The sequence below is a fragment of the Thermopetrobacter sp. TC1 genome, assembly GCF_000746275.1.
In the GTDB taxonomy this organism is placed as follows: Bacteria; Pseudomonadota; Alphaproteobacteria; order Rhizobiales; family Aestuariivirgaceae; genus Thermopetrobacter.
On record NZ_KN050828.1, the window covers coordinates 716,678 to 737,344 of the forward strand.

Sequence of the window (20,667 nt, forward strand, 5' to 3'; positions counted from 1 at the left end):
GCCTTTGATTGTTTTCGTTTGTTTGAGATCACTCCGCCGCCGGTGACGGGGCAACGCCGATTTCCTTCTCCAGGTCGCCTTCCCGGGCCTGTTTCTCGGCCAGTTCTTTGAGCGCCCGGCGATATTCCACCGGCATCACCTTCACGAATTTCGGCAGATACTCATCCCAGTGCTCCAGGATGTGCGCCGCCTTCGGCGAGTTGGTGTAGCGCTTGTGGTTCTCCAGCAGGATGCGCAGGCGCTGGGCGTCGTGCTTGTCCATCTCGTGCAGCACGTCCACCAGCCCGTGCGTCTCCATCTCGCCGCGGCGCAGCACGTCCTCCGCCGCCTCGTCCTCGGCCGGGATCGGCTCCAGATCGACCATGGCGAGGTTGCAGCGGCGCTCGAAGTCGCCCTCCTCGTCCAGCACGTAGGCGATGCCGCCGGACATGCCCGCGGCGAAGTTGCGCCCCGTGGGGCCGATGACGACGACGCAGCCGCCGGTCATGTATTCGCAGCCGTGATCGCCCACGCCCTCCACCACGGCCACGGCGCCGGAGTTGCGCACGGCGAAGCGCTCGCCTGCGATGCCGCGGAAATAGACCTCACCGCAGATGGCGCCATAGAGCACCGTGTTACCGACGATGATGCTCTTCTCCGGATCGATGCCCGACTTCTCCGGCGGGCGCACGATGATGCGGCCACCGGAGAGGCCCTTGCCCACATAGTCATTGGCATCGCCCACGAGATCGAGTGTGATGCCTTTCGCCAGCCAGGCGCCAAAGCTCTGCCCGGCGGTGCCGCGCATGGAGAAGTGAATGGTGTCATCCGGAAGGCCGGCGTGGCCGTAGCGCTTGGCCACCTCGCCGGAAAGCATGGCGCCGATGGTGCGGTCGGTGTTCTTCACCGCGATTTCGGCCCGCACCGGCTCGCCCTTCTCCAGCGCCGGCTGGGCGATCTCGATGAGCTTGCGATCAAGCACGTTGTCGATCGGGTGCTTCTGCTCCTCGCAGTGATAGATGGCCACGTCGTCGGGCACGTCCGGCTTCTCGAACAGGCGGGTGAAGTCCAGTCCCTTGGCCTTCCAGTGCTCCAGCGCCTCTTCCTTGTCGAGGAACTCCGTCTGGCCGATCATCTCGTCGAAGGTGCGGAAACCCATCATGGCCATGTATTCACGCACCTCCTCGGCCACGAAGAAGAAGTAGTTGATGACGTGCTCCGGCGCGCCCTTGAACCGCCGGCGCAGCTCCGGGTGCTGCGTGGCGATGCCCACCGGGCAGGTGTTGAGATGGCACTTGCGCATCATCAGGCAGCCCATGGCGATCAGCGGCGCGGTGGCGAAGCCGAATTCATCCGCGCCCAGCAGCGCGCCGACCACCACGTCGCGCCCGGTGCGTAAGCCCCCGTCCACCTGCACGGCGATGCGCCCGCGCAGCCGGTTGCGCACCAGCGTCTGCTGGGTTTCGGCAAGGCCGATTTCCCATGGGCTTCCGGCGTGCTTGATGGACGTGAGCGGCGAGGCGCCGGTGCCGCCGTCCCAGCCGGCGATGGTCACGTGATCGGCGCGCGCCTTGGACACGCCAGCGGCGACGGTGCCCACGCCCACTTCCGCCACCAGCTTCACCGAGATGTCGGCCCTGGGGTTGACGTTCTTCAGGTCGAAGATGAGCTGCGCCAGGTCCTCGATGGAATAAATGTCATGGTGCGGCGGCGGCGAGATAAGGCCCACGCCTGGTGTGGAGTGACGCACCTTGGCGATCACCGCGTCCACCTTGTGGCCGGGCAGCTGGCCGCCCTCGCCGGGCTTGGCGCCCTGGGCCATCTTGATCTGGATGACGTCGGAATTGACCAGATACTCGGTGGTGACGCCGAAGCGGCCGGAGGCCACCTGCTTGATGGCCGAGCGCATGGAATCGCCGTTGGGCAACGGCTTGAAGCGGTCCGGCTCCTCGCCGCCCTCGCCGGTGTTGGACTTGCCGCCGATGCGGTTCATGGCGATCGCCAGCGTGGTATGCGCCTCGCGCGAGATGGAGCCGAAGGACATGGCTCCGGTGGAGAAGCGCTTCACGATCTCCTCGGCCGGCTCCACCTCCTCGATGGGCACCGGCTTGCGGCCCATTTCCTCCGCGGTTCTGATGCGGAACAGGCCGCGCAACGTGCAGGCCTCACGGCCCTGCTTGTTGATCTCTTCAGCGAAAGCCCGATACTTCTCCGGAATATTGCCGCGCACGGCGTGCTGCATGTTGGCGATGGCGGTTGAAGACCACACGTGCCGCTCGCCGCGCACGCGCTGGTGATAATGCCCGCCCACGTCCAGCAGGTTTTCCAGCACCGGCGCATCAGAAAAGGCCAGCATGTGCCGGCGGAAGGTCTCCTCGGCGATCTCGCGAATGCCCACGCCCTCCACGGCGGTGTTGGTGCCGGCGAAATACTTCTCCACGAATTCGGAGTTCAGACCCACGGCGTCGAAAATCTGCGCGCCGCAATAGGACATGTAGGTGGAGATGCCCATCTTGGACATCACCTTCAGAATGCCCTTGTCCGCCGCCTTGACGTAGCGGTGTACGGCCTCCTCCGCCGATATGTCCTCGGCCAGATAGGGCCGGAGATGCTCCAGCGTTTCAAAGGCGAGATAGGGGTTGATGGCCTCCGCGCCATAGCCGGCAAGCGTGCAGAAATGATGCACCTCGCGCGCCTCGCCCGTTTCCACCACCAGGCCGACGGACGTCCTGAGCCCCTTGCGGATGAGGTGATGGTGCACGGCGGAGGTGGCGAGCAGCGCCGGGATGGGCACACGATCCGGCCCAACGAGGCGGTCGGAGAGGATGATGATGTTGTAACCGTCATGCACGGCCTTCTCGGCCTGTGCGCAGATGTCGGTGAGCGCCGCCTCCATGTGCTCCGGCCCGCGCTCCACGTTATAGGTGATGTCCAGCGTGATGGTGCGGAACTGGTTGTCGGAGATGTCGCCGATACCGCGGATCTTCTCCAGCCCCTTGTTGGAGATGATGGGCTGGGAGACCTCCAGCCGCTTCAGCACCGTCTCGTCATTGAGCCCCAGCAGGTTCGGCCGCGGACCAATGAAGGAAACGAGGCTCATCACCGACTCCTCGCGGATGGGGTCGATGGGCGGGTTGGTCACCTGCGCGAAGAGCTGGTGGAAGTAGTCATATAGCAGCCGCGGCTTGTCGGAGAGCGCCGGCAGCGGCGTGTCCGTGCCCATGGAGCCGACGGCCTCCTGGCCGGTGTTGGCCATGGGCGCCATGATCATGCGGATGTCTTCCTGCGTGTAGCCGAAGGCCTGCTGGCGATCGAGCAGCGAGACATTGGTCTTCGGCGCGGACTGGCCCACCTCCGGCAGCTCCTTGAGCTTGAACTGCCCCTGCTCCAAAAGCTTCTTCCACGGGCGGCGGGTGGCCAACTGCTTCTTGATCTCCTCGTCGGGAATGATGCGGCCCTGCTCCAGATCAACGAGCAGCATCTTGCCCGGCTGCAGGCGCCACTTCTCCACGATGTTCTCTTCCGGCACCTGAAGCACGCCCATCTCCGAGGCAAGGACAAGGTAGTTGTCCTTGGTCACGAAGTAGCGTGCAGGACGCAGGCCGTTGCGATCAAGCGTGGCACCGATGACGCGGCCATCCGTGAACGCGATGGCCGCCGGGCCGTCCCACGGCTCCATGATGGCGGCGTGATACTCGTAGAAGGCGCGGCGCTCCTCGTCCATGAGCGGATGCCCTTCCCACGCCTCCGGGATCATCAGCATCATGGCGTAGGGCAGCGAGTAGCCACCGTGATACAGAAGCTCCAGCGCCGCGTCGAAGCAGGCCGAGTCCGACTGGCCCTCGTAGTGTATGGGCCAGAGCTTCTCCAGATCCTCGCCCAGCACGTCGGACTTCATGGCCATGCGCCGCGCCGCCATCCAGTTGATGTTGCCGCGCAGGGTGTTGATCTCGCCGTTGTGGCAGATGAAGCGGAACGGCTGGGCCAGCGGGAACGACGGGAAGGTGTTGGTGGAGAAGCGCTGATGCACCAGCGCCAGCGCCGAGACCATGGTTTCATCGGCGAGATCCGGATAATACTTCTCCAGCCGGTCAGGCAGCACCAGCGCCTTGTAGGTGATGGTGCGCGAGGAGCAGGAGGGCACGTAAAACTCCTCCTCCGACAGCTTAAGCTCCTGCCGCGCGCGGTTTTCCACCACCTTGCGCGCCACATACAGCTTGCGCTCGAAGTGATCCTGATCGGCAATCCCCTCGCCGGCGCCGATGAAGATCTGCCGGCTCACCGGCTCGCCGTCTTTCACCGAATAGCCGAGCTGGGAGGAATCGGTGGGCACGTCGCGCCATCCCAGGATCGTCAGCCCCTCCTGCGGGATTACCTCCTCCCACAGCTTCTCAACCGCGGCGCGCTTTTCCTCATCGCGCGGCAGGAACAGGAAAGCGATGCCATATTGGCCTTCCTCGGGAAGGGCAATGCCCAGCTTCTCCGCCTCCTTGCGGAAGAAGGCATCAGGCAGCTGAATGAGAATGCCGCAGCCGTCGCCCGCCTCCGGGTCGGCGCCCACCGCACCGCGATGCTCCAGATTGCGCAGGATCTCCAGGCCCTTCTCGATGATGCCGTGATCCTTCTCGTTGGTAATGCGGCAGATCATGCCGACGCCGCAGTTATCGTGCTCGTTGGCGGGGTCATAAAGCCCCTGCCGCTTGCGCCCCGGGAGATCACGGGCTTCGTGCAAGACCTTCGGATGCGTGTTCATGTCGTTCCTTTCGGCTTCTCCTGACTTCCCTCTGCCCCTTCGTTTTTTCTTCCGGCCGGTGATGCGCGTTTGTTGCGGTCATTCTCCCCGCACCGCGCCATGAGTCAGCAGGCGCGGCGTGCGCCCCGATGCGGGCGTTGCGCCGTTCGGCTGGAAGCTGGCGGCAGGGACGATGCCCGCGGACGATGCGGTCCCTTTGGGGATAAAACCGCCCGGGACCGCCGTCTTGCCCAGGCCGGCCCATGACGAAATCGGCCGGCAATCCAACGGCATCGCATGACGGACGCCTGATCGCAGCCTTGTCCGCCATGTCTGCATGCGCGGCCTGTCCGGTCTATCCGTCCCGGCTACCCCCTGCTGCCGCGCGCCGCCAAGATAGGACAGCCATTCTGTCCCAGTTTCAGCGGTTATGCCAGATTAACCAATATGAGGCAAGAAGCCCGCCCTGCGCCATTGGCCGCAGGGGGGCTTTCATGATGTGGACGGAAGGGATCACGCTTTCGGCCGATGGGACCGTTGTGTCCTCAAGCGGCCTGGGAGAGGTGATGTTCTTTCTCCTCCCGGGTCTTGCCGGCGGGATCGTCCGGGCGGGAGAGCACGCGCTCCGGCGGCAGGGTGAACACGGCCTTGCAGCCGCCGCCCTCGGCCTCCTCCAGCCACAGATCTCCGCCGTGCAGGCGAATGAGCGAGCGCGCAATGGGCAGGCCGAGGCCGATGCCGTCATGGCGACGAGTCAGGGTGCCTTCCGCCTGCCGGAAGGGTTCGAAGAGCTTTTCGGCTTCCTCCATGTCCACGCCGGGGCCGGTATCGCTGACCGAGACCTTCACGCCGCCATCGGGCATGATGCCGATGTGCAGGCGCACTTCGCCTTCATCGGTGAATTTCACGGCGTTGGTCAGCAGGTTGTCCAGTACCTGTTTCAGGCGCACGGGATCGCCGCGCACAAGCAGCTCGCCGTCGGGGGCATCGAGCCTGAGATCAAGGCCGCTGGCGCGGGGATCGCGCGCGATCTGGCGCATGGCCATCTCGGCGAGGTCGATCAGCTCCACGTCCTGCTCCATGAGGCGAAGCTTCTTGCGCTCGAAGCGGGTGTAATCGAGGATGTCGTTGATCAGGCGGGAGAGCTGACGGGCGCCATCGGAGATGTGGCGGGCATATTCCTGATACTCGGCGGAAAGCGGCCCGGCGCTTTCCTTCTCCAGAAGCTCGGAGAATCCGATGAGGGCATTCAGCGGCGTGCGCAGCTCATGCGAGACGAGCGCAAGGAAATCCGTGCGCGCACGCGCGGCCCGCTGGGCCTCTTCCTTTTCGCGCTTCAGCTTGCGCTCGCTCAGCACCTGGGCCGTGACATCACTGGCAACACCGCGAAAACCGATGAGACGGCCCTTGGCGTCCTTCAGGGGACGGGCATAGAGCCGATACCAGCGACGCCGGCCACGGATGCAGGCGGGCAGCACCTGCCCTTCCACCTTGTCGCCGCGGCGCAGTGCATTCTCGAACGTCCGCCAGGCCTCGCTCTTTTCTCCGGCACCGAGAACATCGGCGAGCGCACGCCCACGCAGGCGCTCGGCAGGCAGGCCCGTGAGCTCCACCAGGCGCGGGGTTACGTGCGTAAGCCGGCCCTCAGCATCGGCCTCCCAGAGCCAGTCATTGGCCTTTTCCTCGAATTCATGCAGCAGCAGGCGGATGATATCGCGCTGGCGTTTGAGTTCGGCCTGATTGCGGATGATGGCGACGGCATCCTGATAACGCAGCATGACCATGAGCATCAGCGCTGCGGCATAGCCGATGCAGAAAAGCGCGGCCGCGGCCCCGACGGCGCCGGACAGGCCGGTGATGGCATAGACGGTGAGGGAGGCCGTGGGCAGGGCGATGTAGAACGCGGCAGCCGCCGGCACCTGCGAGAGCCGGAAGGCGCCGAGGGAGAACGCGCCTAATGTGAGCACCACGACAAGGATGGACAGCTCCGGATCCTTCACATGCAGGAACAGCAGGGGCGGCATGGCCCAGGTGATGCCAAGCAGAATGCCCTGAATGAGAATGGCGCGCACGTATCCTGCCGCGCAGGCGCGGGATGCACAGCGGCGGGCCGCCATGCGCCAGTGCAGCAAAATGAGCACGGACAGCAGGATGTTGACGCCCACCCAGATGAAGAGAATACGCCCGGGCAGGGCCTTGTGTCCGACAAAAAGCAGAACCAGCGAAGCGGCGATATTGAGCAGCAAATTCCAGGGCGTCATGCGCATGATCGACTGCGCCTGCTGAATGCGCAGGGCGCGTCGTTCGGAATCTGGCAGGCCGCTTCTGCCATCGATCAGCGAAGGTTCCGTCTCTTGCGGCTTGAGCCGCCGTGCGGATCCGGCCGGTCCGGATCGGGTGTCCTGGTCGATCGGGGCCATGGTCGCCCTCCGTTCCCTCCCCGCGCATTCATGCGGCCCTTGGCCGGAATGCGCTCCATTACGCCCCCGTCACGCCAAGCAGAGACCGGCAAGCCTTAACGGAAGGGAAATCCCGGAAGGATTCCGTCTTTCAGGGTTTATCATTGCTTTCCGGGCGCAAGCATCAGGACAGAACGGCCTTTTTCTCGCCTTTTCGATGGTGATCCTTTATTTTCGGAGTGAATCGCGGCTGTATTGCCGCATCAGGACGGATGGGAGAGAAGGCATGGTTATTCAGGGCGCATCCATCGTCATCATCATTCTGCTGCTTTTGGTCCTGATCACGCTTTACAAGGGCATCGTGATCGTGCCGCAGGGCTACAATTATACGGTGGAGCGGTTCGGAAAATACCTGAAAACCCTCCAGCCCGGCTTTCATGTGATCATTCCCTGGTTCGACCGCATATCCAACAAGGCGAACATGATGGAGCAGGTGCTGGAGGTGCCGAGCCAGGAAGTGATTACCAAGGACAACGCCATGGTGCAGGTGGATGGCGTGGCCTTTTTCCAGATCATCGATGCCGCCCGCGCCACCTATGAGGTGAACCGCCTCGAATATGCGATGATGAATCTGGTGATGACCAATATCCGCACGGTGGTCGGTTCCATGGATCTCGATCAGCTCCTCTCCCACCGTGACGAGATCAATGCACGGGTGCTTTCGGTGGTGGACGAGGCGGCCGGCCCCTGGGGCGTGAAGGTGACGCGCATTGAGATCAAGGACATTCTGCCGCCGCAGGATCTCGTGGATGCCATGGCGCAGCAGATGATCGCCGAGCGTGAGAAGCGCGCGGCCATCCTGCAGGCGGAAGGCGTGCGCCAGTCGCAGATCCTGAAGGCGGAAGGCGAGAAGGAAGCGAAAATCCTGAAGGCGGAAGGTGAGCGGGAGGCCGCCTATCGCGAAGCGGAGGCGCGGGAGCGTCTGGCGGAGGCGGAGGCCAATGCCACACGCATGGTGAGCCAGGCGATTGCCGAGGGTGATGTGCGCGCCATCAACTATTTCGTGGCCAACAATTACATGAAGGCGCTGGAACAACTGGCAGCGGCCCCGAATCAGAAGGTGCTGATGATGCCGGTGGAGGCCTCTTCCGTGATCGGTTCGCTGGCCGGCATTGCGGAAATCGCCAAGGAAGCGCTGGGCAAGGAGGGCGCGGCCGCAGAAACACCATCATCGCCGGCCGCCGGCGGGGCGCGCTCCGGCCGCGGCAGCCCCATTCCGCCCACGGGAGGACGATAAGCCTTCAGGATTGATGCGGAGAGGCTGCCTCGAAGTCACGAAACCCGAGAAAGCCTGAAGGAGAAGGGCATTTCCGCCTGAAGCCACGCGTGACGTGCACGCGCGCCGGGACGGGAACGGAGGACAGAACATGGCCGAGTTTCTGGATAACTACGGCTGGTTTTCCTTAGGAATGCTGCTGCTGATTGCCGAGGTGATCATTCCCGGCATCTTTCTCATGTGGTTTGGGCTTGCCGCATTGTTCACCGGTGTGATCGACTGGCTCATTCCCGGCCTGTCCTGGCAGATTCAGGCCCTGGCCTTCGCCGTTCTGTCGGTGGGGCTGGTCTTTGGCGTGCGGCCCTATATCGGCCTTGAACTGAACAAGGAAACCGACCGGCCGGACCTGAACCGGCGGCTGTATTCTCTCATCGGAGAAGTAACGACACTTACTCGCCCCATTCAGAACGGTCATGGCGAGGTGAAGATCGGCGATACGCTCTGGCGGGTAACCGGGCCTGACCTGCCGAAGGGCACGCGGGTGAAGGTCGTGGGCGTGGATGAAAAACGCATGACGCTGAGCGTGGAACCGGCCTGAGAATGGCCGAGTCTGAATAAAGGCATAAAGGCGATTTTTCGCGGATGGCACGGTTTGTGCCGTTCACGTCAGCCAAAGGCCGAGGGCGATGGCGATGAGGGCGGCGGCGGCGATCCACAGGGGTAGGGCCTGTTTCCAGTCACTGCCGCGGCGGGCGGCTTCTTCCTGTGCGCGGGCCATGTCGGCAAGGGCTTGTGCCGCTTTAGCGCCCTGATCGAGCATCTCCGGCAGGCGCAAGAGAGCGCGGCCGGCGCCTGCGGCGTCGCGCGCGGCCTGTCCGGCGCGGCCGGCAGGGCCAAGGTGGGTCTCGATCCATTCCCGCACCACCGGCTCGGCGGAGCGCCACAGATCCAGCCGCGGGTTGAGCGTGCGCGCAACGCCTTCCACCACCACCATGGTCTTCTGCATGAGCAGCAGCTGCGGCTGGGTGGCCATGTCGAAGCGCTCCGTGGTCTTGAACAGCTGGCCCAGGAGCTGGCCCATGGAAACCTCCTCGGCAGGGCGGCCGAGCGTGGGCTCGCCGATGGCGCGCAGGGCCTGGGCGAATTCGTCGATGTTATGGTGCGAGGGCACATAACCGGCTTCGAAATGCACCTCGGCATTGCGGCGATAATCGCGGGTGATGAAGCAATAGAGAATTTCCGCCCACACCCGGCGCTCAAAGGGGGAGAGGCGGCCGGTTATGCCAAGATCCACGGCAACGAGGTTTCCGACATCATCCACGAAGAGATTGCCCTGGTGCATGTCGGCGTGAAAGAAGCCGTCGCGCAGGGTCTGGCGCAGAAAGGACTGAATGACGGTATCGGCGAGACGCTCCAGATCATGCCCCTTCCGCTGTAAGGCTTCGATATCGGAAAGTGGCGTGCCGTCGATCCACTCGGTAGTGAGCACGCGGCGGGATGTGCGCGTCCAGTCCACCTGCGGCAGGCGAAAGCCCGGATCATCACGGGTGTTCTCGGCCATTTCCGAAAGGGCGGCCGCCTCCATGCGCAGGTCCATCTCGTTGCGCACGGTGCGCTCCATGGTCTGCACCACTTCCACCGGCTTCAGGCGCCGCGACGGGTGGTGCCATTTTTCAATGAGGCGGGCGGCGAAATAGAAATCGGCAAGATCACGGGCGAAACGGCGCTCCACACCCGGGCGCAGGACCTTGACCGCCACCGCGCGCCCGTCGCTGGTGCGGCACTTGTGCACCTGAGCGATGGAGGCGGCGGCGACAGGCGGGCCGAATTCGGCAAACAGGGCCTCAACGGGACGGCCCAGCTCGCGGGCGACTTCTTCTTTCGCCTGTTCGGTGGGAAAGGGCGGCAGCTTATCCTGCAACTCGGTGAGCTCCAGCGCCCGCTCCATGCCGACGATATCGGGACGCGTGGCCAGAAACTGGCCGAGCTTGATCCAGCTGGGGCCGAGATCGGCAAGCGCGGCGGAAAGTGGGGACAGCCCGCCCTTCTCCTTGCCGCGCGGCCGGCCGCCAATGCGGGCCAGACGCACGGCCAGACGTGCGATCAGGGGCGCTTCGGCAAGTTCGCTTTCAGGAATGACGCCCTCGTGACGGGCCAGCACGCGACCGGCCCGCGCCAGCCGCAGTATATGGCCCGGCGCACGCAGCATGGGAGACCGTCAGCTCTCATCGCTTGATGATTTGGGCGCGTCGGTTTTCTTCTCCGCCTCGCTCAGCTTGACGCCATAGAGCTCCAGACGGTGATCGACGAGCTTGTAGCCCAGCTCGCGCGCCACCTTTTCCTGCAGCGCCTCGATTTCCGGAGAACTGAACTCGATCACCTCGCCGGTGTTGAGATCGATGAGATGATCGTGATGCTCCTCGCTGACCGGCTCATAGCGGGCGCGCCCGTCGCCGAAGTCGTGACGTTCGAGGATGCCGGCATCTTCGAACAGCTTCACGGTGCGATAGACGGTGGCTATGGAAATGCGCGGATCAATGGCGGCTGCGCGGCGATGCAGCTCCTCCACGTCCGGGTGATCGGTGGCTTCGGCGATGACGCGGGCAATGGTGCGCCGCTGCTCGGTCATCCGCATGCCTTTCTCGAGGCAGGCTTTCTCGATGCGGTTCATGACATCCTCTCGCTCCCAGCGGGGACCGGCCCCCGTTTTCGAACCCGTTTTTAGAAGCTTTGCAGAAACAAGGCAATTCGCCGCTTCGCCGCGCACAACAGATGTGCGAGTGATCGGAGATGCCCGCCGCCGGCCGGGCGCTCACTTGGTGCCGTACATGCGATCGCCGGCATCGCCAAGGCCGGGCACGATATAGCCGTGATCATTGAGGCGTTCATCCACGGCGGCGGTGAAAATGGGCACATCGGGATGGCGGCTCTGCAGATTGGAGATGCCTTCCGGCGCGGCGAGCAGGCACATGAAGCGAATGTCGCGGGCGCCGGCTTCCTTCAGCCGGTCAATGGCGAAACAGACGGAGTTGCCCGTGGCCAGCATGGGATCGACAACCACGGAGGTGCGCTCCGGCATGCCCTCCGGCAGCTTCTTGTAATATTCCACCGGGCGCAGAGTTTCGGGATCGCGATAGAGGCCGATGAAGCCGACACGGGCGGAGGGGACGAGATCCAGCATGCCCTCAAGCAGACCATTGCCCGCGCGCAGGATGGAAACGAGCACCAGCTTCTTGCCCTTGAGGATGGGGGCATCCATCGGAGCCAGCGGCGTTTCGATATGGCGGGTGGTGAGCGGCAGATCGTGCAGGGCCTCATAGCCGAGAAGCAGCGAAATCTCGCGCAATAGCTGACGGAACACGGCCGATGGCGTGTTCTTGTCGCGCATCAGGGTCAGTTTGTGCTGGATGAGCGGGTGGTCGACGATGGTCACCTCGGCGGACATCTCCGTTCTCCTCGGGCTGTGGCCGGGAGGCGGAAAGTCCATCCCGGCCCATGATCCTGGGTGCCCAGAAGATAGGGCCGATTGCGGCATCCGGGCCAGTGTCGCCGGATCGCTTGTCCACAGGTGCGAAAAACCGGCCAATTCTTTGGATAACGCCGCAAGCCCGCTTGCCATCGTTCAATGCCGCCGCATAGGCTGCCCGCAAGCCGCCGGTGCGCAAGGCGGGCGCGGACAAGCGCGCCCGGACTAGAGGGAGGCGCCCGGCGCCGGGGGAGCGGTACGAGGGGAGGAGATCATGAAACTCGACTTGTCGACGCCGCAATACCACTTTCACATCAGCCAGTGGTTCGTCGGCGCGCAGATGCTGTTCGTCGCTTTCGGCGCGCTGGTGCTCGTGCCCCTGCTGACAGGGCTGGATCCCAACGTGGCGCTGTTTACCGCCGGGCTTGGCACGCTCATCTTTCAGCTCGTCACCCGCGGCAAGGTGCCGGTTTTTCTCGGCTCGTCCTTTGCCTTCATCGCTCCGATCATCGCTGCCAAGGAGCAATGGGGCATGGCCGCAACACTTGGCGGTCTGGCCGCGGCGGGTCTGGTCTATGTGGTGATCAGCTTTCTCGTGCGGATCAAGGGCAGCGCCTGGCTTGAGCATTATCTGCCGCCGGTGCTGACAGGACCGATCATCATGGTCATCGGCCTCATCCTGGCGCCGGTGGCGGTCAACCTCGCCCTGGGCAAGACGGGCGACGGCACGGGCAAGCTCTTCGATCAGGGGCCGGCCATTGCCCTGGCGGCCATTTCTCTGGGCACAACGGTGCTGCTCGCCATCAAGGGCAAGGGGCTGTTGCGGGTGGTGCCCATTCTTGGCGGTGCCGCGGTGGGCTATGTGGCGGCGATCATCATGACCCAGGCAGGCATAGCCAATCTTGTGGACTTCTCGCCCATTTCCAAGGCGGCGCTCGTCTCCGTGCCCGCTTTCGTCTTTCCGGAATTCCGCCTGGAGCCGATCCTGTTCATGCTGCCGGTGGCGCTGGCGCCGGCAATTGAGCATTTCGGCGACATCATCGCCATCAGCAACGTGACGGGCAAGGACTATCTGAAGGACCCCGGCGTGGAAAACACCATGCTCGGCGATGGTCTGGCCACTTCGGCCGCGGCCCTTCTGGGTGGTCCGCCCAATACCACCTATTCGGAGGTCACAGGCGCAGTGACGCTGACCAAGGCCTTCAACCCCGCCATCATGACCTGGGCGGCGCTGTGGGCGATTGCGCTTTCCTTCGTGGGCAAGCTGGGCGCGGTGCTGCAAACCATTCCGACACCGGTGATGGGCGGCATTCTCATGCTGCTGTTCGGCGCGATTACCGTGGTTGGCATCAACACGCTGGTGCGGGCACAGGAGGATCTCACCAAGCCGCGCAATCTCGCCATTGTCGCGCTCATTCTCGTGGTCGGCATCGGCAATCTGAAGCTCTCGGTGGGCAGCTTCGCCCTCGGGGGCATTGGCCTTGCCGCCCTGGTCGGCCTGGCCCTGCATCTGCTGCTGCCCGGGCGGCGGCGCTGGAGCGAGGTGAAGGCCGAACTTGAAGAAAAGGGAGAGGCCTGAGCGCCCGTTTGCGCCCAAAGGGCTCTGCCATCCATCCCGAAAACGACGCCCGCGCCAGATCTTCAGGCGCGGGTGTTCTTTTTCACCCCGGAGAGTGTGGGCGCGGCATGAGGAAACAGGTGCGGAATCATTGCCTGCGGAACGCGATTGGTCTATGGCCGTCAACGACTCATGCGCCATGCGGGCTTTTCACGCCCGTCATCAGCTTTGACATCCGTTCGGGACGCGTTTCATGAATTACAAGACTTCCCTGATTGCGAAACTGAAGGAAAAGCGTGCGCGGATCGGCATTCTCGGCATGGGCTATGTCGGCCTGCCGCTGGCCCTCGCCTATGTGGAGGAGGGCTTTGACGTTCTCGGTTTCGACATCGATGCCAAGAAGGTGGCGGCGTTGAACGCCGGGGAAAGCTACATTCGTCATATCGGCACCGACCGCGTGAAAAGGGCGGCGGATTCAGGCCGGCTGACCGCCACGGACGATTTTTCGCGGGCGCAGGAGGCCGATGCCCTGATCCTGTGCGTGCCCACGCCTCTGGATGTGCATCGCGAGCCGGATCTCAGCTTTGTCACCAGCACGCTTGAGGCCATCCTGCCCCATCTGCGGCCCGGTCAGGTGGTGTCGCTGGAGAGCACGACCTGGCCCGGAACCACGGAAGAGGTGATCCGGCCGCCGATCGAGGCGCGGGGGCTGCACGTGGGCGAGGAGATCTTTGTCGTCTATTCGCCCGAGCGCGAGGATCCGGGCAACCCGCGTTTTGGCACGCGAGATATCCCCAAGGTTCTGGGCGGGTCCACGCCGGCGTGCCGGGATGTGGGCATTGCGCTTTATGAACAGGTGGTGGTGGAGGTGGTGCCGGTCAGCTCCACGCAGGCGGCGGAGATGACCAAGCTGCTCGAAAATATCCATCGCGCGGTCAACATCGGCCTTGTCAACGAGATGAAGATCGTGGCCGACCGCATGGGGCTGGACATTCACGAGATCATTCGCGCAGCGGCCACGAAACCTTTCGGCTTCGTGCCCTACTGGCCGGGGCCGGGGCTGGGCGGACACTGCATTCCCATCGATCCGTTCTATCTGACCTGGAAGGCGCGGGAATACGGCGTGCACACCCGCTTCATCGAGCTTGCGGGCGAGATCAACTCCTCAATGCCGGATTTCGTCATATCCAAGGTCATGCTGGCCCTGAACGAACGGGGCCGGGCAGTCAACGGCGCGCGCATTCTCGTTCTCGGCATCGCTTATAAGAAGAATGTGGATGACATGCGCGAATCTCCTTCCGTCGTTCTCATGCAGAAGCTGATGGAGCTTGGCGCAAGGGTCGATTACAGCGATCCGCACGTGCCGGTGTTTCCGCCGCTGCGGCGCGCGCATTTCGACCTCAAGAGCGTGCCGTTAACGCCGGACAGCGTGCGCAGCTATGATTGCCTGCTGCTGGCGACGGATCATGACGCTTTCGATTATGACATGATCCTTGAGAACGCCGCCCTGATCGTGGACACGCGCGGACGATACCCGGGCCGGCATGACAATGTGGTGAAGGCCTGAGTGTCCAACCGGTCATTCGCAAAACCGCCCCGCACCCCCGCCCAAGCACCCCGTTTGGTGCATAATATCGGGTGGCCCAAGCGAGGGCGCGGGGCGGTGGGTGGTGCGAAAATTCGCCTTCAGGTGAATTTTCGTTTGGATTCTGAAAGATTTGCTGCTGCCGCGCGGTGTCAATATTCCGGCCACAGCAGGGCGGAAAGGGCGCTGCGCATCGGTTCGGGCAGGCGGCGCGGGCGGCCCTTGTCGTCCACCAGCACGGCGGTGACACGGGCGGTGAACAACAGGGCGTCATCGGCCGCGCGCAGGATTCGCTGCGCGAGCTCGAAGCGGGCGCCGCGGTATTCGATCAGGCGGGTGCGCACTTCCAGCACATCGTCGATGATGGCGGGTTTGAGCCAGTCGCATTCCATGCGGCGCACAACGAAGCCGGAGCGGCCGCCGGTCTCGCCCCAGTGCAGGGCGTGATGATGGATGTTGGCGAAACGCAGGAAATCGGAGCGGCCGCGCTCGCAGAACTTCAGATAATTGGCGTGATAAACGAAGCCGGAAAAATCCGTGTCCTCGTAATAGACGCGCACGGCCAGCACATGTTCGCGCCCCTCCATGCGGCCGGCCAGATGCGGCCAGCGCTGCGGCGCCGGCGGGGCAGAGCGCATCTCGGCCGTTTTTCTGTCATTTTCACTCATGGCTGGATCCTGCACATGGCTGATCAAGCGTTTGGCGGACGTTGATGTGGAAACGGATGCGTTTTCGTCCCCCTAGCGCGAAGAAGGGTCGTCCGGGGTGATTTCGCCGAATAGATCGGGCTGACCGGCGCGCGCGGGCGGCGGGGCGATGCCGAGATGGCGGAAGGCCTTGGCCGTCAGCACGCGGCCGCGCGGCGTGCGCGCCAGAAGACCACGCTGGATGAGAAAGGGCTCGATGACCTCTTCCAGCGCATCGCGGGATTCGGAAAGGGCGGCGGCGATGGTTTCCACCCCCACCGGGCCGCCGCCGAAATTCTCGGCAATGCAGGAGAGATAGCGGCGGTCCATGGCATCGAGGCCGGCTTCGTCCACTTCCATGGCGCGCAAGGCGCGATCGGCAATGGCCGCATCCACGCTTTCCACACCGGCCACGGCGGCAAAATCGCGCACCCGCCGCAGCAGGCGCCCGGCAATGCGCGGCGTGCCGCGGGCGCGGCGGGCGATTTCTCTGGCGCCGTCTTCCGTGATCGACATGTTGAGCACGCGCGCGCCGCGGCGGACAATGCCTAAAAGCTCGGCCTCATTGTAATATTCAAGCCGCAGCGGAATGCCGAAGCGGTCGCGCAAAGGCGTGGTGAGCAGGCCGGTGCGCGTAGTGGCGCCAACCAGGGTGAAGCGCGCCAGCTCGATGCGCACGGAGCGGGCGGCGGGGCCTTCGCCGATAACGAGGTCGAGCTGGAAATCCTCCATCGCCGGATAGAGCACTTCTTCCACCGCGGGATTGAGGCGGTGGATTTCGTCGATGAAAAGCACGTCGCGCTCTTCGAGGTTGGTGAGGATGGCGGCGAGATCACCGGCCTTTGCGATAACGGGGCCGGATGTGGCCCGGAAATTGACCCCAAGCTCACGGGCGATGATCTGGGCCAGCGTGGTCTTGCCCAGACCGGGCGGGCCGGCGAGCAGGACATGATCAAGCGCCTCGCCGCGCTCCCGGGCCGCGCGGATGAAAACGGAGAGGTTGGCCTTGACCCGCTCCTGCCCGATGAAATCGTCAAGAGTCAGGGGGCGGAGGCTGGCCTCGGCCTCATCCTCTGGGCGTTTGCTGGCGCTGACGATTCTCTCCGTCATTTCCGTCTCATCCGCGCGCCGTTTCGCATGGTGAATCGCAGGGAAAGTTCCATTGCATCTTCTTTGGCACGAGCATGCGCCTGTTGCAAATGATGGTTTGGCCCCCTGCCCTTTCGGAAAGGATGGGGGTCATTTCAGGCTTGCCAGATATTCGGCGATGGCGCGGATGTCCGAATCGGGCAATTTCGAGAGGTTTTCCTGAACCTCGCCCATGCCGCCGGAGCTCAAGTCCTCATAGCCCAGGGCCTCGCCGTATTTCAGGGCGTTGAAAAGATCATCCACGCTCTTGTAACGGCCCCGGCCGATGAGATTGCGCAAGGACGGAACGGTGGCCTTCTTCTCCACGGGATGCGGTCCGCCCGCCAGCCACTGCCTGCGATCCATGAGGAAAATGCCGTTGCGCGGTGTGTGGCACTCGCCGCAATGCCCCGGGCCGACAACCAGATAGGCGCCGCGGTTCCAGCTTTCGCTGCGGCCGGGCACGGGGCGGAAGGGCTGTTTGGGCAGGGCCAGCCATTTCCAGAAGGCCAGGGCGAAACGCTCCAGGGTGAATTCCTGGCGCGGCACCTTGTTTTTCACTGCGGGCAGCGTCTTGAGATAGGCAAACAGGTCGAGAATGTCCTTCGTCGTCATCCAGGCGTAGGACGTGTAGGGAAAGGCCGGGATGTAATGGGTGCCGTCGGGCCCCAGGCCCTTGCGCATGGCATTGAGAAAATCGATGGGGCGCCAGCGGCCGATGCCGGTTTCCGGATCGGGCGTGATGTTGGGGGGCGCTATTTCGATGCGTCCGGCCTTGAGCACCCGTCCGCCGGCGGGCAGGGAGACATGAGGCCCGCGTCCGCGGTGGCAGGAGATGCAGCCGCCGGCATTGTACATCACCTTGCCGTTGGCGATGTCCGGCTGATAGTCCTGCGGCAGGGCTGCCTCGGAAAGGGGTTCGGACAGCTGTGCATAGGCCCAGGCCACAATGAGGCCGGCCAGCAGGAACAGGGCAACAATGCTCCACAGAACGGGATGGCGGGTGACGGGTCTGACCATGGTCCTCGCTCGATTCGGATGAAAAGTCTGTCGCTTCCCTCAAGAAAGATTACGGCAGCGCTCCCCTGCCAGCAACGGAGCTGATTTTCGTCAGGAAAAATTCCCGGTCATCTTGGCTGCGACTTCCGTGTTTTCCGCATGCTATACGGCTCAGCGTTGAGATCTTTTTCGTCACCCCGGCGAAAGCCCAAGCGTGTCCAAGGAAGTTCAAGAAGCATGAGGTTACCGTCTCATCGACTGTAGAAAAAAGACTTTCCACGAAATAGGGAGTGTTTGTTTAACTCATTGATAAATCATAAGAAAACGTCATTGCCGGGCCTTGTCCCGGCAATCCAGGGCCAGGAATGAGGTGTTTTTGGTGAGCGGTGGCTCCCGCCAGCAGGCTTGATCTGAACCGTATGCTTTTTGAAAGGAAATTCCTCTCTGAGGATAGAGCCCGGTAGAACCGTTCTTGACTGCCATCACCATATGCTTAAACCGCCCCTGGATACCCGGGACAAGCTCGGGTATGACGTAAGTAGTTGATACTCAATATAAAAATAACAACCTTCCAATTTTGGGCAAGAGGAAAGAATGCCTGGGTAAAAGCATCTGCATAGCATGTAATTAATCACGCTCTTTATAGCGAAAATCATTCGCAACGCGCAAAGAATTTAATTGGTTAATTGGACACGACTGGGCGAAAGCCTTAGGTCTCGTGCCACAAACTCATGAATTTGTGGCCTTAGATACCGGCTTTCCCCGGCATGACGGTATAAGTGTCGTGTCGTGTGTTTTTCGGCATGGCATGGTGTGACTCGCGCATATTTTGCGAATGTGCTAGCTGGCGGGCATGAGCTATGAACAGATCGTTCTCTTCGCCATCATGGGCGGGGTGCTCGCCCTGCTGCTGTGGGGGCGCTTTCGCTACGACCTCGTGGCCTTCTCCGGGCTGGTATTGGCCGTGCTGCTCGGCGTGGTGGATGCGCATGCCGCCTTTGCCGGCTTCGGCCATCCGGCGGTGATCATCGTCGCGCTTGTGCTCGTCGTTTCCAAGGGGCTTGAGCGCGCCGGCGTGGTGGACATGATCACCCGCCACCTCATCAGCGACGATCGCCCCATCTGGCTGCACATTCTGCTTCTGGGCGGCATTGGCGCGGCCCTGTCCGCCTTCATGAACAACGTGGCGGCACTGGCCATGCTCATGCCGGTGGATCTGGCCGCAGCCGCACGGGCGAAGCGGCATCCGGGCCTGACGCTGATGCCCCTCTCCTTTGCCACCATCCTCGGCGGCATGACGACGATGATCGGCACGCCCACCAATATCGTCATCGCCCAGTTTCGTGCCGATTCTTTGGGGGCGGCCTATGGCATGTTCGATTTCACGCCGGTGGGCCTGCCGGTGGCGCTCATCGGTCTGGCCTTCGTGGCCTTCATCGGCTGGCGGCTCATGCCGGTGCGGCGGCGCAACAGGCGCGATACTGCGGATGTTGCCGGGGTTGAATCCTATATCGCCGAGCTGATCGTGGGCGCGGATTCGACCGTGATCGGACGCCGATTCAACGATCTGAAACAGGAGGCGCGAAAGGCGGATGTCTGGCTGATCTCGGTGGTGCGGCGGGGCGAACGCCAGAAGAGCCTGAAGGATCTCGTGCTGAAGAAGGGGGACGTTCTGATCGTGGAAGGGCGTCCTGAGGATCTGGAACAGTTTGCCGCCGCCCTGAAGCTGGACTGGTCCAAATCGCGCAAGCACGCCCGTCTTCTGGCCGATGCCATGAGCATGCTGGAAGTGGTGGTGCCGCGGGAGGCGCGCATCGTCAATCGCTCGGCGGATGAGCTGCGCCTGCTTGCCCGGCATGGCGTGGTTCTCGCCGGCATCTCGCGGCAGGGGCGCGCCATTCGCGAGCGGGTGCGCAAGGCGCGAATCAGGCCCGGCGATCTCCTGCTGTTGATGGGGCCGGACAACGTGCTGGAAGAAACGGCGCTTTGGCTTGGCGCCCTGCCGCTGAAACGGCGCAAGGACATTTCGGTTTCGCAACGGCAGAAGGCCTGGCTGGCGGTGGGGCTGTTCGCGCTGGCAATTGCGGCCTCGGCAGGCGGCTTCGTCTATCTGCCGGTGGGGCTTGGTGCCGTGGTCATCGCCTTTGCCCTGCTGCGCATCCTGCCCTTGAGCCGCATCTATGATGCGGTGGAATGGCCGGTCATCGTGCTGCTCGCCTCGCTCATTCCGCTGGGCGCGGCGCTTGAGGCGGTGGGCGGAACGGATCTGCTGGCCAGGGGGCTGCTTGCCATGACAACGGGCTGGCCGCCCATCATCGTTCTTGTCCTGATCATGATGGTGACGATGACGCTCTCCGATGTTCTCAATAATGTCGCCACCGTGCTGATTGCCGCGCCGGTGGCGGTGGGCGTGGCCAAGGCGATGGGCGTGAATGCCGATACCATGCTCATGGGTGTGGCGGTGGCAGCATCCTGCGCCTTTCTCACGCCGGTGGGACACAAGAACAATACCATCGTCATGGGCCCGGGTTCTTACACCTTTGGTGATTACTGGCGCATGGGCCTGCCGCTGGAGCTCATTGTGCTTGCCGTGTCCGTACCGCTGATTCTGCTGGTCTGGCCCCTGTGAGAAACCAAAAAGACCCGCTGCCGGGCTTGCATTGTTCAGGACGGACTGTCACGATGCGGCAAAAGCCCTGCGCCATTGGCCGAAGGTGTGACATTTTCATCCGCAAAAGGCGGCGCAAGTTCTATTGCGCCGTGTTGGGGGCTATGATAGAGGAAGCGCCGAGCGTGGCGGGGAGGGCGATCCCCGCCTGTTCGCTGTCGGGATCGCCGATCATTCCGGCAGGCCCGGCC

At 63.3% G+C, this 20,667-nt stretch carries 13 protein-coding genes; 5 read left to right on the top strand and 8 right to left on the bottom strand.

Translation table 11 applies throughout. The features are described 5' to 3' along the window. Positions 1 to 28 precede the first annotated feature (28 nt). Positions 29 to 4,732: a glutamate synthase large subunit gene (gene gltB, locus EK16_RS06945; RefSeq protein WP_081910336.1), complete on the bottom strand. Its 4,704-nt coding sequence runs from the start codon at positions 4,730 to 4,732 to the stop codon at positions 29 to 31. A 524-nt stretch (positions 4,733 to 5,256) separates the two neighbouring features. Further along, positions 5,257 to 7,131: a sensor histidine kinase gene (locus EK16_RS06950; RefSeq protein ID WP_038035482.1), complete on the bottom strand. Its 1,875-nt coding sequence runs from the start codon at positions 7,129 to 7,131 to the stop codon at positions 5,257 to 5,259. 271 nt (positions 7,132 to 7,402) lie between these two features. Between EK16_RS06950 and EK16_RS06955 the strand changes: the two genes are divergently transcribed. Both EK16_RS06955 and EK16_RS06960 read left to right on the top strand, forming a co-directional pair. Continuing rightward, on the top strand, positions 7,403 to 8,407 hold the full coding sequence (locus EK16_RS06955; RefSeq protein WP_369793091.1) for an SPFH domain-containing protein: 1,005 nt from the start codon (positions 7,403 to 7,405) through the stop codon (positions 8,405 to 8,407). Between the two features lie 130 nt (positions 8,408 to 8,537). After that, entirely contained in the window at positions 8,538 to 8,984 is a 447-nt protein-coding gene (locus EK16_RS06960) for an NfeD family protein (protein WP_038035485.1), read from the top strand. 63 nt (positions 8,985 to 9,047) lie between these two features. Here EK16_RS06960 and ubiB read toward each other — a convergent pair whose 3' ends face one another. The 3 genes from ubiB to upp form a co-directional block, all read right to left on the bottom strand. Continuing rightward, positions 9,048 to 10,595, bottom strand: coding sequence for a 2-polyprenylphenol 6-hydroxylase (gene ubiB / locus EK16_RS06965; protein WP_038035486.1), 1,548 nt, complete (start codon positions 10,593 to 10,595; stop codon positions 9,048 to 9,050). Between the two features lie 9 nt (positions 10,596 to 10,604). After that, a complete protein-coding gene (locus EK16_RS06970) occupies positions 10,605 to 11,057 on the bottom strand; it encodes a Fur family transcriptional regulator (RefSeq protein ID WP_038035489.1) in 453 nt (150 codons plus the stop codon). A gap of 141 nt (positions 11,058 to 11,198) precedes the next feature. Then, the gene (gene upp, locus EK16_RS06975) at positions 11,199 to 11,831 is read right to left on the bottom strand and encodes a uracil phosphoribosyltransferase (protein ID WP_038035491.1); all 633 of its coding nucleotides are present in this window, start codon (positions 11,829 to 11,831) and stop codon (positions 11,199 to 11,201) included. Between the two features lie 295 nt (positions 11,832 to 12,126). Here upp and EK16_RS06980 point away from each other — a divergent pair, with 295 nt between their 5' ends. Together EK16_RS06980 and EK16_RS06985 are read left to right on the top strand one after the other, a co-directional pair. Further along, positions 12,127 to 13,431 carry a uracil-xanthine permease family protein gene (locus tag EK16_RS06980; protein ID WP_038035493.1) on the top strand — a complete coding sequence of 435 codons (1,305 nt, stop codon included), beginning with the start codon at positions 12,127 to 12,129 and terminating at the stop codon, positions 13,429 to 13,431. A gap of 232 nt (positions 13,432 to 13,663) precedes the next feature. Continuing rightward, positions 13,664 to 14,977 (top strand): nucleotide sugar dehydrogenase, encoded by a 1,314-nt coding sequence (locus EK16_RS06985; protein WP_038035495.1) that lies wholly within the window; start codon positions 13,664 to 13,666, stop codon positions 14,975 to 14,977. Between the two features lie 170 nt (positions 14,978 to 15,147). Here the strand turns inward: EK16_RS06985 and EK16_RS06990 are convergent, their stop codons facing one another. From EK16_RS06990 to EK16_RS07000, 3 genes are all read right to left on the bottom strand, one after another. Further along, positions 15,148 to 15,663: a YbgC/FadM family acyl-CoA thioesterase gene (locus EK16_RS06990; protein ID WP_231573631.1), complete on the bottom strand. Its 516-nt coding sequence runs from the start codon at positions 15,661 to 15,663 to the stop codon at positions 15,148 to 15,150. Positions 15,664 to 15,735: 72 nt separating this feature from the next. Then, a complete protein-coding gene (ruvB, locus tag EK16_RS06995; RefSeq protein WP_038035497.1) occupies positions 15,736 to 16,791 on the bottom strand; it encodes a Holliday junction branch migration DNA helicase RuvB in 1,056 nt (351 codons plus the stop codon). 129 nt (positions 16,792 to 16,920) lie between these two features. After that, entirely contained in the window at positions 16,921 to 17,829 is a 909-nt protein-coding gene (locus EK16_RS07000; RefSeq protein ID WP_051929040.1) for a c-type cytochrome, read from the bottom strand. Positions 17,830 to 18,661: 832 nt separating this feature from the next. On the opposite strand from EK16_RS07000, the gene EK16_RS07005 reads away from it, so the two are divergent. Further along, positions 18,662 to 20,437 carry an SLC13 family permease gene (locus tag EK16_RS07005; RefSeq protein ID WP_038035499.1) on the top strand — a complete coding sequence of 592 codons (1,776 nt, stop codon included), beginning with the start codon at positions 18,662 to 18,664 and terminating at the stop codon, positions 20,435 to 20,437. Positions 20,438 to 20,667: the final 230 nt, after the last annotated feature.

What these genes read in the sequence shown, in the direction of transcription:
- gltB (WP_081910336.1), bottom strand. Translation starts at nt 4,732, where the DNA reads ATGAACACGCATCCGAAGGTCTTGCACGAAGCCCGTGATCTCCCGGGG.
- EK16_RS06950 (WP_038035482.1), bottom strand. Translation starts at nt 7,131, where the DNA reads ATGGCCCCGATCGACCAGGACACCCGATCCGGACCGGCCGGATCCGCA.
- EK16_RS06960 (WP_038035485.1), top strand. Translation starts at nt 8,538, where the DNA reads ATGGCCGAGTTTCTGGATAACTACGGCTGGTTTTCCTTAGGAATGCTG.
- ubiB (WP_038035486.1), bottom strand. Translation starts at nt 10,595, where the DNA reads ATGCTGCGTGCGCCGGGCCATATACTGCGGCTGGCGCGGGCCGGTCGC.
- EK16_RS06970 (WP_038035489.1), bottom strand. Translation starts at nt 11,057, where the DNA reads ATGAACCGCATCGAGAAAGCCTGCCTCGAGAAAGGCATGCGGATGACC.
- upp (WP_038035491.1), bottom strand. Translation starts at nt 11,831, where the DNA reads ATGTCCGCCGAGGTGACCATCGTCGACCACCCGCTCATCCAGCACAAA.
- EK16_RS06980 (WP_038035493.1), top strand. Translation starts at nt 12,127, where the DNA reads ATGAAACTCGACTTGTCGACGCCGCAATACCACTTTCACATCAGCCAG.
- EK16_RS06985 (WP_038035495.1), top strand. Translation starts at nt 13,664, where the DNA reads ATGAATTACAAGACTTCCCTGATTGCGAAACTGAAGGAAAAGCGTGCG.
- EK16_RS06990 (WP_231573631.1), bottom strand. Translation starts at nt 15,663, where the DNA reads ATGAGTGAAAATGACAGAAAAACGGCCGAGATGCGCTCTGCCCCGCCG.
- ruvB (WP_038035497.1), bottom strand. Translation starts at nt 16,791, where the DNA reads ATGACGGAGAGAATCGTCAGCGCCAGCAAACGCCCAGAGGATGAGGCC.
- EK16_RS07000 (WP_051929040.1), bottom strand. Translation starts at nt 17,829, where the DNA reads ATGGTCAGACCCGTCACCCGCCATCCCGTTCTGTGGAGCATTGTTGCC.
- EK16_RS07005 (WP_038035499.1), top strand. Translation starts at nt 18,662, where the DNA reads ATGAGCTATGAACAGATCGTTCTCTTCGCCATCATGGGCGGGGTGCTC.